The following is a 14,027-nucleotide window of genomic DNA, read 5'->3' as shown; positions in this document are numbered from 1 at the left end:
GAAGAGAGGCTTAATCAGCGAACTTAGGTTAAACTTTCGCCGCAGCAGCTGGTAAACTCACTTTCAAGCGCTTAAACATTGCTTCTCGTGCTTGTACAGCAAGGCTATCGTCAAAAGGTTTTAAGGTAATTTCCTGCTGATACTTTAGCCGCAGTGCTGTTTGAATTAACCAATCGGCGACAAAGGGATTTTTTGGTAACAAAGGGCCGTGGGAATAAGTAGCGATCGCATTCTGATAAAATGCTCCTTCTGTCCCATCTTCACCATTATTCCCCAAGCCGTATACCACTCGCCCTAAAGCTTCCACTTTTCCTAGTTTGGTACGTCCGCCGTGATTTTCAAAGCCTACCAAATACGGTGTACTACCCGTCATCTCTTTTAAATCCCGCGCTAGACGTGAAGCTGTCACTTCAATTACCAAGTTCCCAATACAGCGCTTAGTATTTTCACCAGGATGCACAGAAACTAAATCGAGTATTCCCAAACCATCAATTCGTTGTCCCAAGCCTGGTTCATAATAATGTCCCAGTAATTGGGGTGAACCGCAAGTAAATACTCCCGGTGTTCCATTTTCGATTTTGTCGCGCATTGCGTCAGCTTTTGCACCTTGCAAATCACGCATGACAATTTCTTGCTGACGATCTTGTGCGCCACCACCAACTATGACATCTACAGTTTTAATATCTGCGGCTGTGGAATTTTGATCTAGGGGTAATACTTTCACATCGTATCCCCGCCATTGAGCGCGACGTTCTATAGTAATTACATTACCGCGATCGCCATAAGTACTCATCAGCGTCGGATAAAGCCAACCAATTGTTAATTCTAAATTTTGAGAACTCATATTCATAATTCGTAATTCGTAATTCGTAATTCGTAATTGGATTAGGTGTTGGGAACTGAGGAATGGGAAAAATTTCTTTAATTCCCACTACCCAATTTAAAGAATTTTACGACCAGTCAGAACTTCTCGCACTTCTAGCATGGCTGAATAGGTGGGTAGAATATGCAGAGTTTCATTCTCTGGTGTATGCTCTAATGCAGTAGCGATCGCTTGTCGCAAATCTTCTTCGACAATTAGATTTAAGTTGCTCTCAAGGGACTTTTGGCTGTAACGTAGACGTAGTGCCATATCGTAGACGCGATCGCCACTCACTACTAAAGTCCCGCCGCGTTCGACTAATTTCTCGGTGTCTACGTCCCAAATCCAGGATACATCAGTGCCATCGGGTGTGCGATCGTTCAAGACTAGCAGTGTGGTTTTATCTGTGCTTTGAGTAACTACGCGAATGGTTTCATTCGTTCCCACAGGATTTTTTGATAACAATATTCGCACTCGTTTACCGTTAATTACTAAATCTTCAGCCCGACCAAAAGCAGCTTGAAAATTGTTAATACTATCTCTGATTGTTGCTTCATCAACTCCTAACTCAATAGCCGCAGTTGCCGCCGCCAAAGTATTATATTTGTTGTACAAACCAACTAGAATTTGCGACCATTCACTACTTTCGAGAGTCGGTTTACTTTTTGTAAAACCACACTTAGGACAAGTAAAATCTCCCAAATGAGACAAATAAACACCCTTGTAATCTAAAGAATGTCCGCATTTTGGACAATAAATAGAATCAACAGCGTGAGGAATAGCTTCTAGATAATGTTCTGGTTCATTCAAGCCAAAAAATAACACCCGTTGGGGTAACTGCTGACCGAGGTTAGATAAAGTTGGGTCATCAGCATTGGGAATTACTACCGTTTCTGCTGGTAGGGTAGAAATAACTTTTGTCCAACGCTTACTGATTGTATCTACTTCCCCGTACCTATCGAGTTGGTCGCGAAACAAGTTTAAACAGAGAATAATTCGTGGCTGGAGTGGCGCTAATACTCTTGGTACAATATTTTCATCAACTTCTAAGATGGCGTAATCAGTATTTAGCGTACCTAGTAAGTTGGTGCTTTCTAACAGCGCCGTCATCAAGCCATTTTCCAGATTTGCACCTGTAGAATTATGAGTGACACGAAAACCCTTACGTTCTAATATCGTGCATAAAAGCAGCGCTGTAGTCGTTTTGCCGTTAGTACCAGCAATTAAAATCACTCCATTTTTAACTTGCTGACTCAATAATTGTAAGAGTCTGGGTTCAATACGACGAGCAATCGAGCCTGGTAATACACTAGCAGCACCCAGACGGAGCGATCGCACTATAAAGGTCACACTCTTTGCCACTGACACTGCGAAACCCAATCGCAGCCTATCTATGAATTGTATTTTGTTTCCCACATCTGTACCCTAGTCTTCTGGCGGTTGCTAATTAAAAGTGCAAATTTAATCTTGTGAGTTTAGCGAATCCTGGCTGAAAAAGCCAGTATTCGCAATTTGAGATTTTGGATTGTTGCGCTACTTTACCTCTGTTTTGACTTGCGCGTAGCGATACCAGCCACTTGCGAGAGATAATCTCAGTAGGCGTTATCTTAAAAAATAGTGCGTGGGCGTAATTACATATCCAGCCCAGTTGGCCAAATTCAGCACAAACTCACAACAAGTAGTAGCTTGCAAGGTTCCTTTTGATGAATAGCACAAAGTTTCTTTTTTTACATAAACAAATTACTGGCTGGCGAAGGTGGTTGTCCAAATGCCTGTTGTTGCTTGTAAGTCTTTTCATTATAAGTATGCAACCTGCATCTGCTGGTCTTAATAATGATTTATATGATGGCAACATCTTTGTCGTTTATGCTGGCAATGGTTCATTGGTTCCTCCCAGACAGTCACTAGCACAGACTTTAGCGGAACATAAACCCGTATTTTTGGCTTTTTATCTGGATGATAGTAGCGATTCCAAAAGATATGCCATTTCCATTTCACGGGTACAGGAATTCTATGGTCGAGTAGCAGAGATTATGCCGATTAATGTAGATACTATCCCGCCTAAAGAGACCTACGATCCAACAGAACCAGGATATTACTTTGCTGGGAGTGTTCCTCAAGTCGTGGTGTTAAATAAATCAGGTGAGGTAGTTTTGAATAAAAAGGGTCAAGTAGCTTTTGAAGAGATAGATGATCAATTTCGCAAAATCTTTGATTTATTACCACGCACTGAAACAGCACAGCTAAAGCGGCGAGCCTTTAACGAGTTTAGTAGTGAGTTAGCTAAGTAACTTATGGGGTAGACCAATTTGGTCTGCCCTAATTTTTAGTTATATCTGCTACTACATTGCCACCAAGGTCAAAGCATAATATTGAAATATCTGTGTTAACAATTGAGGAAATTAATCCATAGTCTATAGTCTGTAATCAATGCCCATTGCCCAATAATTAACTAGAGTGTATTCTGATGTCAAAGGTTTACACCACCCAGGAGCTAATTCAAATTTTGGCAGCCGAGCGCCAAGCTTGTCTGAAAGGAAAACGCTTAAAGTTAGAAATAAAAATCTCTGGCAATCCTGTAATTGACCAGTTTATAAGAACTGATGGGTTGCAACAGTTTACTGCCTATCAAGATTTTAAAACTGCAATTCACGAGTATCAGAAAGAAAATCGAGTTTCTGGTATTATTTGGCGAGAAGTGACAGTTAAAGGAAAAAACTTGCACTATCCCGAAATAGATACTGAGTTAATTGCCCTCAATGGTGACTTAGAGATATTAAAAGCCGCTAAAAATTCTATCGTAGAATTTTGGTATGAAGTCACTATAGGAATGGATTTATACTTGAGTTTCAATAATAGTAAACAACACCAACAAATTGTCACCTCTGATGTAGAGAGAATTGTTCAAAGAACAGAGTGGGCAAGTTTGTGCAAGTGGGAAAATTCTAGCTTTTTGGAAATGATTTTGCAGCTAGGATGGGGTAAACCAGAAGAAGCTTATTATAAACGAGGAAGACCGCGATCGGGTAGTGAATATATTCATGCAGTCAATCCCGGAAATCGTCCCATTGGTTGATTGATATGTAGGGTAGGAATACTGAAAACCACGACAAAATGACGGATAGAATTGCGTTTACTTTGCTTTCTTAATAAGGCACTCTATCTGTAACAGAAATTTTAACTGTACAGATAAGTAGTAGCATGAAAGTACGTGATGTAATCAAGCGACTGGAAGCTGATGGTTGGTATCTTGATAGAACATAAAGGTAGTCATCGACAGTTCAAACATCCTGATAAACCCGGTGTGGTTACAGTTCCAGGTAAATTGTCTGACGACTTAGCCCCTGGTACTCTCAGTAGTATTTGGAGGCAAGCACAGTTATAAGGAGAACCGCAATGCAGTATGTAGTGGTGATTGAAAAGGCTGAAGGTAATTACTCTGCTTATGTCCCTAATTTACCAGGTTGTGTAGCTGTGGGTGAAACTTTAGAAGAAGTTAAGCAGATGATTGCAGAAGCTATTGAATTTCATATAGAAGGAATGCTAGAAGATGGTTTACCTATTCCTAAACCTACAAGCATTGCTCATGAGGTTGAAGTTGCAAACTACAGCAAAATATAATTATAGAAAACTACTAAATTAGCACTAAACAATCCTTATAGTATTTTCTCAAGTTAGTTTTGAAAGTTTATAGTAAGGACTTTAGTGCTTAGAAAACAAGGACTAAAGTCCTTACTACGAACTTGTTAAGAAACGATGCTTATCGACTTTGAACTATGGACTCTTGACTAGAGTTTTCAAGTTCTGGAAGTTCTACTCTGGCGGGTTTCCAACCTCCTGCCCAAGCAAGACATAGATGACGGAAACGATCGCCCCGCACCTCAAAATTTGGGTACTGGTCGAAACTCGCACAAGCTGGAGATAGCAACACTACAGGCGCTTGATACTGCTTGGCTAATTCTGCCGACTTGGGAACTGCCCTTTCCATAGTTTCCACAATATGGTAGTTATCATACCCCACCTCTCGCAGACGTTTGGCAAATGCGGGTGCAGCAGAACCAATCAATAACACAGCAGCAGCTTTGGTTTGAATTTGTGCTAGCCAAGCAGTATCATCACCTGCTTTGGCTTCTCCACCAGCAATTAAAATCGCTGGACTGTTAACAGATGCTAAACCTACTTCAGCCGCATCATAGTTGGTGGCTTTGCTGTCGTTAATAAAATCAATCCCTTCCCATGTGCAGATATGCTCCAAACGATGGGCAACACCAGGAAATTCCCGAACTGCACGCGCGATCGCATCACGATTAATTCCCGCTAATCTTGCTGTTGCTACTGCCATCAACAGATTTTGCTGGTTATGTTCTCCCACCATTCGCAAACTAGATACTTTCACAATCGGTTCTGGTGTCGAGGTTGCAGTCAATTTTTCCACAACCCAGCCGTCTTCGATATAAAAGCCTTTTTCGCTAATCAGAAAATCTTTTCCTCTGACACTTGTCCAATAGGCATCAGGCCAAGCACTTAAACCTAACTGGCTCAAGTAGGCATCATCGCCATTGAATACTTGCAACTCCGACTGACGTAATAACTTGGCTTTGATGTTGTAATAGTTCTCTAAAGTCTGATGGCGACTGAGGTGATCCGGTGTGAAAGTCGTCCAAACACCGATCCGGGGAGCAAGAGAACTCGAAGATTCTATTTGATAGCTGCTAACTTCCGCAATCACCCAATCGAGTGAGGAGTGAGGAGTTAGGAGTGAGGAGTTAGGAGTTAGGAGTGAGGAATTATCAAATGCTCCCCCTGCCTCCCCTGCCCCCCCTGCTTCCCCTGCTCCTCTCCCCCTGTAAGATAGGGCAACTTCACAAGCGGCGTAGCCAATATTACCGCAGGCGGGTGCATTTAATTCTGCTGCTTGGAATATGGCAGCAATTAAAGCTGTGGTAGTAGTTTTGCCGTTAGTACCGGTAATTCCTACCCAAGGTAGCGATCGCAAATTTCGCCAAGCGAGTTCCATTTCGCCAATGGTTTCAATACCTAGTTGGCGTGCCTCAACTAATACGGGAATATCCCAAGGCACGCCAGGACTAACGACTATTAATTGGGGTAAATTAGCACCATTCAATTCTAGGGATTGTCCTAGTTTAACGGTTATTTGCTCGGCAGCGAGTTCTTGTTGTTGTTCTAGGAGGGTTTTGGAGGTGTTGCGATCGCTCAGCTCTACCTCCCAACCTTCCCGTTTCAACAATCTCGCCGCAGCAACACCGGACTTTCCCAATCCAATAACAGTAGCTTTGGACATAGATTGCAGCAGAGTGTCCCTGGTTAAGCACTCCCTATAGTAGCCTTTCTTGGCAAAAATTACACAAGTTTTTGTTGACCTACGCTACAGATTTTTGACGATCGCACCGAAGTCAGCTAAAACACGGGCATGATTGCGAACTAATCCCAGCAGATGTAGTCGATTACGCTTGACTTCTGGATCGGAGTCCATAACTAAAACGCTATCTGGGCCATCAAAGAAGTTACTAACTGCTGGAGCAATTTTTGTGAGTGCTGCTACTAATAGTTGATAATTTCGTGTCTGCTGTGCTGCTGAGGCAAGCGGCACTGATTCGATTAGCGCATTATACAAAGCTATCTCAGAGGGCTTTTGAAATAATTCTTGACGAACTACGGTTGTTGGTTCTAGTTGTTTTGTATCCAAATCACCTTGGGCGGCTAATCGTGTGGAACGGTTAACAGTTTCGTAGATGTTATCTAAGGTACTATCCTTGCGGATTTGTTGTAAGTAGAAGGCGCGATCGCGGACATCCAATAAATCTTTTAACGTCCGTTCTGTGTATTCTGGGTCATTTTCTCCCAAAACTGCATTTACTAAGTCGTAATCAATCTGCTTTTCTTCTTGTAGTAAAGTGCGGATGCGTTGCAAGAAGAACTCTTGTAATGCTGTGGTTAATGATGTCCCATCTTTATGATATTTTGCTGCAAAGTCTGTTGCTATTTGCGCCAATAAATCATCTAAATTTATCGGCAAATTATCAAACCAAACAATTTTAACTACAGCATTAGCTGCACGGCGCAAGGCGAAGGGATCAGATGAACCGGAAGGAATTAAGCCTAAACCAAAGATACTCACTAAAGTATCTAATCTATCTGCTAAACCGACAATTTTACCCGTGAGTGTTTCAGGTAAAATATCACCGGCTCCCTTTGGCAAATAATGTTGATAAATTGCCTTTGCTACTTCGGCATCTTCACCGCTGGCTAAGGCATATTTTTCTCCCATAATGCCTTGTAATTCGGGGAATTCATACACCATTTGAGTTACCAAATCTGCTTTACATAATAAAGCAGCACGTTGGATTCTTTGGCTTTGATTTTCCGCTAATTCTAATTGACTGCTAATTTGCTCGGCAATTTGAACTATTCTATCTACCTTGGCACGCACCGAACCCAATTCTTCTTGAAAAGTTACTTTTTCTAACTGAGGTAAAAAGCTTTCTATTGGCTTAGTTAAATCAGCTTCATAGAAAAATCTACCATCAGCTAATCTGGCACGAATTACCCTTTCATTGCCGACAGCAACAATATCTGATTTTTTGGGATCGCCGTTAGAAATGGTGATGAAATTTGGTAATAATTCTTGCTCAAAACTCCCTGGTTTGAATACAGGAAAATAACGTTGATGAGTAACCATCACTTCAGTAATTACCTCAGTTGGTAATTCTAAAAATTCTGGTTCAAATTTACCAACAACTGCGGAGGGATATTCTACAAGGTTGGTTACTTCCGCTAATAAATCGGGGTAAATTACTGTATACCCGCCTAAATTCTCTGCGACTGCATTTACTTGCTCTTTGATCAGATTTGCCCGTTCTTCTGGGTCAACGTTGACATAAGCAGACTTGAGGGCGGTAACATAATCAGTAGCTTGGGGAATTGTCACAGGTTCAGGATGCAAAACCCGATGACCTTGAGAAATGCGATCGCTCTGAACCGTTTTAGAACCATTTACTAATTCTAAAGGCAGCACCGTCTTATCTAACAAAGCTACCAGCCAACGAATTGGTCGGGAAAACCTCGCATCCCCATTCCCCCAACGCATTAACCGCTTACCTTCTAACCCCCAAATCCACTGGGGAACAAGTTCTGTCAAAATTTCCGCCACAGGACGACCGGGAATTCTTTTTTGCACAAAGACAAATTCCCCTTTGTCAGTGGGGCGAACTGACAGCGCATCCAGTTCCACACCTTGCTTTTTGGCAAAACCTGCGGCGGCGGCTGTCGGCTGACCATCTTTAAAGGCGGCTTGGGCGGGGGGCCCTTTAATTTCTTCTTCTCGATCTGGTTGCTGCGATGGTAGCCCTGTAATCACTACCGCCAGCCGCCGGGGAGTACCGTACACCTGGACACTTGCGCCCTTGAGACTGTTTGCTTCCAGGCTTTGGGGAATGCGTTCCTGCCATTGCACTAAAGCATCACTGAGAAAACTTGCAGGTAGTTCTTCTGTACCAACTTCTAATAGAAACCCAGGCATATAACACTGTTTTCAACTTTGCGTAGCTCAACTTTATCAGTTATTCTCAGGCGATCGCTCGTGATTTTTAGCTGAATCATAGACTTGACATTTTATGCAAAACTTTATAAAACAAGTGCTTCTCTTCATAAATTCATTACATTACATACCGTATTTTGTGCGGTATTTACGGATATATATTTCTATCGTAAGCTTAGTGTTGATTGATGCATTGATATATGCATTATGACAATCAATTTTGGAGTTATGACCATGAAAAATATTTTCGCCAAAATCACCGCGATCGTAGCAACCAGTGTTGCGATCGCTACTAGTGCTAACAACCCAGCCCAAGCTATTGAATTAAACTTTAACTGGCAAGGTGATGCTGGTTACTCAGCAACAGGTTCATTCAGCTACGACGAAACTACAGCACCAACAATCATTTCAGAACTTGGTAGTGGAGCCACCAATTTTTTACAATCCTTGAGTGTCTCTTTCTTAGACCCATCTAAAAATCTTCTGGGAACCTATAACACCGTTAGTGGTGGAGTATCAGAATCTAACTTCTTCGCTTTCAATTTTAATACTTCCACTCAGACATTATTTGGCCCCTTTGATGTCGCCGGAGGAACGGGTGTAATTGGAGAATATTTCTTCCAGGGAACGGTTGGCGACTCTTTGTTTTTACGTCAGGATATCGATCAACAGGGAACGTCAACAACACTGGATCAAAATTCCGGCTCTATTCAAGTGTCCAAAGTCCCAGAGCCTGCTTCTCTCTTGGGTTTGCTAGCATTTGCTGGTTTGGGTGTAGCTTCAACTTTCAAGAAAAAGCAAGCCTCTTACTAGAAATTAGGGCTTTCTAGTCAGAGCTTGCCAAATTTACTGAATCTCTATTCTAGCCCTACTAGTTCAGTTAACTAGTGGGGTTATCATATAACCTCATTAGAAATATGAGTAAAAAAAATTTAGAGACGTAGCACTGCTAAGTCTATACAAGGATTCTGGATAACGCATATTTAATTTCACCAAATGTCTATTAGTTTGTCATCAACACTTTTACAAAGCTCAGGGCTGAGTGAAATTAATTTTTACTTTTACCCCAGCATTTATGACTCAGCACCCAACACTGTTTTGCTCAGTGCCTTTGAACTACTCAAAAAGTTGGATTTTGCTTAATGAATACAATACTGATAACTTGGTTCAAAATACTTCATGTGCCAGTTGAAAAGGCGGAATGAGGGTTATATGCATAACAGTGAATATAATGTTACAATTCTCCAAGTATAAATTGAGGCATTAGTTCGGAGATAAACAGACCAACTATTGTCATCATCACTAGAAAATAAAGTCTATATTTCAATAGCCTAACCTGTGTATACAAAGTCATATTTTAATTTTTAAGTGTTTTATGCAGTACAAAAATTATCTTGTGAAAACTATGAAGAAAATTTCTAACCAATGTTTAACACATTTTTTTTAATCAAACAATTTAATCAGTCAAAATACAGCATTTGTAAATAAATGAGGTAACAAAATGCAGGGATACAAATCAGATATAAACAGTTTCTATCTCTGCCTACTGCTTCCAAAAAGCTAGCTTTGTACTTCATGCAAAAAAATTCTGTAAATAATAAAAATAGCAGCCCCCACTGGCTATTCATTAAGTCATCCGATCGTCTCATGCTATCTTCACAAAATTCATAAATAGTTCATGCATATTCTGATTTATTCCTACAACTATCATCCAGAGCCAATTGGAATTGCTCCGTTAATGACTGAATTGGCAGAAGGACTAGTAAAGCGAGGTCATCAAGTGCGAGTGATTACGGGAATGCCCAACTATCCTCAGCGCGAAATTTACGATGGGTATCAGAATAAATGGTATCTTACGGAACAAAAAAACGGCGTCACAATTGCGCGAAGTTACGTGCGAATTAAGTCTAAACCTAACCTCGTGGATCGGCTGTTGCTGGAGTTGAGCTTTGTTTTCACGAGCTTACCCCAAGCCTTTAAAGGTGGGCGGCCAGATGTGATTATTTTAACAGTCCCGCCGCTACTAGGTACGTTGCCAGCAACAACATTGGGCTGGTTATACAACTGCCCAGTAGTTCTAAATGTGCAAGATATTTTACCAGAAGCTGCTGTGCGTATCGGGCTATTAAAAAACAAGTGGATGATCCGAACTCTTGCAGCTTTAGAGAAATTTGCATATCGGACTGCACACACTATTAGTGTGATCACTGATGGGTTTCGGGAGAATTTAGTAAATAAGGGAGTACCGGTTAATAAAATCGTTTGTATTCCCAATTGGGTAAATGTAAATTTCATTCGCCCGTTACCGAAACAGAGCAACTCTTGGATATCTAACCATCAATTAGATGGGAAATTCGTAGTGCTTTATTCAGGCAACATTGCTCTAACGCAAGGTTTAGAGACAGTAATCGAAGCAGCCGTTTGTTTACGTCATATCAAAGATATTGTCTTTGTCATTGTTGGGGAATCAAGAGCATTGCAAAGGTTGCAGGAATATTGTCTATCAAATGGAGCTGATAATGTTTTGCTACTACCGTTACAGCCGCGAGAAAAACTACCTGAAATGCTAGCAGCTTCTGATGTCGGGCTAATTGTGCAAAAGCACAATGTGATTTCGTTCAATATGCCTTCAAAAATACCACTTTTGTTGGCGAGTGGTCGCCCAATTGTGGGTTCAGTTCCCGCCACTGGTACTGCTGCTAAAGCCATCGAACTCAGCGGTGGTGGGATAGTTGTTGAACCAGAATCGCCCCAGGCAATGGCCGCGGCGGTGCATGATTTATATGCTAATCCGGCTCTAGGGAGGAAGCTAGGTAACACAGGAAGACAATTTGCCGAAGAAAACTATTCCTTAGAGCAAGCGCTCGATCGCTATGAGTGGCTTTTTTCTCATATTGTTACCAACCGAAAATCAACTGTGGGGATTTTACCAAAATTCGATTCTAAAAAATCAGTTGTAGATGGTTGAAGGGGATTGAGGATTTCTCACTCGTTGGCTACACAGACAAAACCCCGATTGGGATAAATTAAATCACCCATTCGGGTGAGTTAAAGATCAACCGATCGGGTGAACTAACTGTAGGAAGTTGAGACTGCTCAAAAATAGGAATCTAGAGAACACTGGCTGATTGCACGTCGTTCTTGGTGAGGATAACTTGATGAAACTCGCAACTTTGATTAAGACAGATGAATTAATCAGCGTAGGCTTACTCCTTCCTGCAAAGAAGTAAAGCTACGCGTAGCGTGTCGCAGACAAGCGTCTCGTAAACAAAGCATCGCTCCAGACTTTTTTCTTCCTTAAGATCAGTATTCACTAGTACTCAAGGGCGATAAACTCATCTATAACTTATACCAATCTCGTCTGCTATGTGGTTATAATGCAAGCAAGCGCTTGCAGACACTCATAGAAAACTTAGCGTCAAGTACGGCACAAACTTATGCATCCTTGATGTAGTCAGCAACTAAGGTATTTGCAACGGCAAGTTTAACCACAGCGACAACACGAGAAATTGCTGGTGTTGCTGCGGTCAATGAGGTAACTTTATTTCGTCATTTCCAAAACAGAAAAGCAACTACTAACTTGCTCTAATTACCGAAGCGATGCCTTCTCTACGAGACGCTACGCGAACGGCGGGCTACGCCTACGCTTTACAGGCATAAGCGCTTTAGCTGCAACAACATGAACCGTGCTTTCTCTCTGAGCTAAGGCACTGGGTTTATACTGACTAACAAAAAACTATAAATTACACTTTAAGAAATTGAACGGAGTTAAGTAATGTACAAATCAACCATAATGTGCTGAACAAAATTGCTTCATTTTAGGTGCTAGACATCGTGAGCGATCGCCCAAATACCCAAACATATTTGTCACCAACATAGAGAAAAAAGGGCTAAAAAACTATTCAGATAATGCTTTTTTAGCGAAGAGTAGATTGCCCAAGTCTAAATCCACAAGACGAGAAAACGAAGATGTCCCATTCTGAGTTCCCTGACTCTCCCTTACCCATTGAAATAGAACAGCCTGCTGTTACTGATTCTAGTCAAGAGTCGCAACAATTGCCACAGCGATCGCCTAAGCCACCTGAAAAACGGCGTTGGCCTCTAATCTTGGGAATTATCCTATTAATTTCAGGTGTTGGTTTTGGTTGGCGCTGGTGGCAAACTAGTAATGCTAGCAATGCACCAGGTGGTGCTGAAGCAAATGCTGCTCAACCTAGAGCAGTTCCGGTCAAGCTAGCGACAGTGAAAACTGAAACCGTTCAAGAAAGTTCGGAGTTTATTGGCTCCTTAGAGGCTCCACGTTCAGTAATCATCAAGCCACAGGTTGAAGGGCGAATTACCGAGATTTTCATCCAAGAGGGCAACCGCGTTCAACAAGGACAAGTCATTATTAGTCTGCAAAGTGATAATGTCCAAGCTCAATTGTTACAAGCTAGAGGCGCACTCCAACAAGCCCAAGCACGTCTTGCTGAACTCAAAGCAGGTACGCGACAAGAAGAAGTTGCCCAAGCTAGAGCGCAGTTAACCCAAGCCCAAGCTCGCTTTAGAGATGCGCAATCGGGATCGCAACCAGAAGAAATTGCTCAGGCTGAGGCTCAAATTCAGTCAGCTAAATCCGATGTGGAACTAGCACAGTCACGCGCCAAGCGATATGCACAATTGAGAAAAGAGGGAGCAGTTTCCCAAGATACCTTAGAAGGATATGTCAAAGAACAGCAAAGTGCTGAAGCTGCCCTAGTCGTAGCCCAGAAACGCTTAGATCAACTCCGCCAAAGCAGAAGATCGAGTGTTAATGAGCTAGGTGGTGCTTTGGAACAACAGAAACAAAACTTAAGACAACTAGAAAATGGTTCGCGTCCAGAAGAAATTGCCCAAGCGCGATCGCAAGTAACTCAAGCAGCTGGACAACTCCAAGCCGCTCAAGTCCAACTGCAATACACAAAAGTCCTTGCACCTTTCACTGGCATTGTTGGTGATATTCCAGCAAAAGTGGGAGATTATGTGGAAAAAGCAGATCAACTGACTACACTAACCAGAAACGACTCTTTAGAACTGAATATTTCCGTTCCCGTAACTGAAGCCAGAAAGTTGCGCTTGGGCTTACCTGTGCAAATGCTGGATGTCCAAGACAAACCCATCGCAACGGGTAAAATCAGTTTTATCTCCCCAAATGCTACTTCCGCTTCGCAGACAGTTTTGGTAAAAGCCAACTTTGGCAATTCGAGAAATCGACTGCTTAATCTTCAGTCAGTGCAAACCAAAGTGATCTGGAATGAACGTCCAGGAATCTTAATTCCAGTTACAGCAATATCTCGCTTGGGTGGAGAGACTTTTGTATTTGTGGCGCAAGCGCCGCAAGAAAAGTCTAAACCTGGAGCGCCAGCTTTAGTAGCTCAACAAAAACCGGTGAAATTAGGAGTTATTGAGGGGAATAATTATCAAGTTATCGAAGGACTAAAAACGGGGGACAAAATTGTTGTTTCCGGCATTCTTAACTTAACCAATGGCGCTCCCATTACTCCTGAAACACAAGAAGTTGGTAGCCAGAAGCCTTAACTGAAGAGCGAAGATGAGGGCACGGGGGCAGAGAAGCAGAGGAGCAGGAGG

The 14,027-nt window shown here is 42.0% G+C and carries 12 protein-coding genes; 8 read left to right on the top strand and 4 right to left on the bottom strand.

Annotation, left to right across the window (positions count from 1 at the left end):
- Positions 1–28: 28 nt before the first annotated feature.
- Both CDG76_RS23305 and CDG76_RS23300 read right to left on the bottom strand, forming a co-directional pair.
- Positions 29–844: a type 1 glutamine amidotransferase gene (locus CDG76_RS23305; RefSeq protein WP_094351287.1), complete on the bottom strand. Its 816-nt coding sequence runs from the start codon at positions 842–844 to the stop codon at positions 29–31.
- Between the two features lie 96 nt (positions 845–940).
- Entirely contained in the window at positions 941–2,278 is a 1,338-nt protein-coding gene (locus CDG76_RS23300) for a Mur ligase family protein (RefSeq protein WP_094351286.1), read from the bottom strand.
- 287 nt (positions 2,279–2,565) lie between these two features.
- On the opposite strand from CDG76_RS23300, the gene CDG76_RS23295 reads away from it, so the two are divergent.
- The 4 genes from CDG76_RS23295 to CDG76_RS23280 all read left to right on the top strand — a co-directional run bounded on the left by CDG76_RS23295 (position 2,566) and on the right by CDG76_RS23280 (position 4,483).
- Positions 2,566–3,153 (top strand): thylakoid membrane photosystem I accumulation factor, encoded by a 588-nt coding sequence (locus CDG76_RS23295; RefSeq protein WP_094351285.1) that lies wholly within the window; start codon positions 2,566–2,568, stop codon positions 3,151–3,153.
- 176 nt (positions 3,154–3,329) lie between these two features.
- Positions 3,330–3,938 carry a hypothetical protein gene (locus CDG76_RS23290; RefSeq protein WP_094351284.1) on the top strand — a complete coding sequence of 203 codons (609 nt, stop codon included), beginning with the start codon at positions 3,330–3,332 and terminating at the stop codon, positions 3,936–3,938.
- 162 nt (positions 3,939–4,100) lie between these two features.
- Positions 4,101–4,247 carry a type II toxin-antitoxin system HicA family toxin gene (locus CDG76_RS23285; protein WP_317616135.1) on the top strand — a complete coding sequence of 49 codons (147 nt, stop codon included), beginning with the start codon at positions 4,101–4,103 and terminating at the stop codon, positions 4,245–4,247.
- Between the two features lie 11 nt (positions 4,248–4,258).
- Positions 4,259–4,483, top strand: a complete 225-nt coding sequence (locus CDG76_RS23280; RefSeq protein ID WP_094351283.1) for a type II toxin-antitoxin system HicB family antitoxin — start codon at positions 4,259–4,261, stop codon at positions 4,481–4,483.
- 139 nt (positions 4,484–4,622) lie between these two features.
- Here CDG76_RS23280 and murD read toward each other — a convergent pair whose 3' ends face one another.
- Positions 4,623–6,164, bottom strand: coding sequence for a UDP-N-acetylmuramoyl-L-alanine--D-glutamate ligase (murD, locus tag CDG76_RS23275; RefSeq protein WP_223265342.1), 1,542 nt, complete (start codon positions 6,162–6,164; stop codon positions 4,623–4,625).
- A gap of 84 nt (positions 6,165–6,248) precedes the next feature.
- The gene (glyS, locus tag CDG76_RS23270; RefSeq protein ID WP_094351282.1) at positions 6,249–8,402 is read right to left on the bottom strand and encodes a glycine--tRNA ligase subunit beta; all 2,154 of its coding nucleotides are present in this window, start codon (positions 8,400–8,402) and stop codon (positions 6,249–6,251) included.
- Between the two features lie 252 nt (positions 8,403–8,654).
- On the opposite strand from glyS, the gene CDG76_RS23265 reads away from it, so the two are divergent.
- The 4 genes from CDG76_RS23265 to CDG76_RS23250 all read left to right on the top strand — a co-directional run bounded on the left by CDG76_RS23265 (position 8,655) and on the right by CDG76_RS23250 (position 13,976).
- Positions 8,655–9,233 (top strand): PEP-CTERM sorting domain-containing protein, encoded by a 579-nt coding sequence (locus tag CDG76_RS23265; protein ID WP_094351281.1) that lies wholly within the window; start codon positions 8,655–8,657, stop codon positions 9,231–9,233.
- Between the two features lie 865 nt (positions 9,234–10,098).
- A complete protein-coding gene (locus CDG76_RS23260; RefSeq protein ID WP_094351280.1) occupies positions 10,099–11,388 on the top strand; it encodes a glycosyltransferase family 4 protein in 1,290 nt (429 codons plus the stop codon).
- A 540-nt stretch (positions 11,389–11,928) separates the two neighbouring features.
- Positions 11,929–12,009, top strand: coding sequence for a hypothetical protein (locus tag CDG76_RS39695; RefSeq protein ID WP_442946387.1), 81 nt, complete (start codon positions 11,929–11,931; stop codon positions 12,007–12,009).
- 380 nt (positions 12,010–12,389) lie between these two features.
- Positions 12,390–13,976 carry an efflux RND transporter periplasmic adaptor subunit gene (locus CDG76_RS23250; protein WP_094351279.1) on the top strand — a complete coding sequence of 529 codons (1,587 nt, stop codon included), beginning with the start codon at positions 12,390–12,392 and terminating at the stop codon, positions 13,974–13,976.
- Positions 13,977–14,027: the final 51 nt, after the last annotated feature.

This window comes from Nostoc sp. 'Peltigera membranacea cyanobiont' 210A, assembly GCF_002246015.1.
Taxonomy (GTDB): domain Bacteria; phylum Cyanobacteriota; class Cyanobacteriia; order Cyanobacteriales; family Nostocaceae; genus Nostoc.
Note: the sequence above shows the minus strand (reverse complement) of the source record. Positions and strands in the feature narration are given on the sequence as shown.

What these genes read in the sequence shown, in the direction of transcription:
- CDG76_RS23305 (WP_094351287.1), bottom strand. Translation starts at nt 844, where the DNA reads ATGAGTTCTCAAAATTTAGAATTAACAATTGGTTGGCTTTATCCGACG.
- CDG76_RS23295 (WP_094351285.1), top strand. Translation starts at nt 2,566, where the DNA reads ATGAATAGCACAAAGTTTCTTTTTTTACATAAACAAATTACTGGCTGG.
- CDG76_RS23290 (WP_094351284.1), top strand. Translation starts at nt 3,330, where the DNA reads ATGTCAAAGGTTTACACCACCCAGGAGCTAATTCAAATTTTGGCAGCC.
- CDG76_RS23285 (WP_317616135.1), top strand. Translation starts at nt 4,101, where the DNA reads ATGGTTGGTATCTTGATAGAACATAAAGGTAGTCATCGACAGTTCAAA.
- CDG76_RS23280 (WP_094351283.1), top strand. Translation starts at nt 4,259, where the DNA reads ATGCAGTATGTAGTGGTGATTGAAAAGGCTGAAGGTAATTACTCTGCT.
- murD (WP_223265342.1), bottom strand. Translation starts at nt 6,164, where the DNA reads ATGTCCAAAGCTACTGTTATTGGATTGGGAAAGTCCGGTGTTGCTGCG.
- glyS (WP_094351282.1), bottom strand. Translation starts at nt 8,402, where the DNA reads ATGCCTGGGTTTCTATTAGAAGTTGGTACAGAAGAACTACCTGCAAGT.
- CDG76_RS23265 (WP_094351281.1), top strand. Translation starts at nt 8,655, where the DNA reads ATGAAAAATATTTTCGCCAAAATCACCGCGATCGTAGCAACCAGTGTT.
- CDG76_RS23260 (WP_094351280.1), top strand. Translation starts at nt 10,099, where the DNA reads ATGCATATTCTGATTTATTCCTACAACTATCATCCAGAGCCAATTGGA.
- CDG76_RS23250 (WP_094351279.1), top strand. Translation starts at nt 12,390, where the DNA reads ATGTCCCATTCTGAGTTCCCTGACTCTCCCTTACCCATTGAAATAGAA.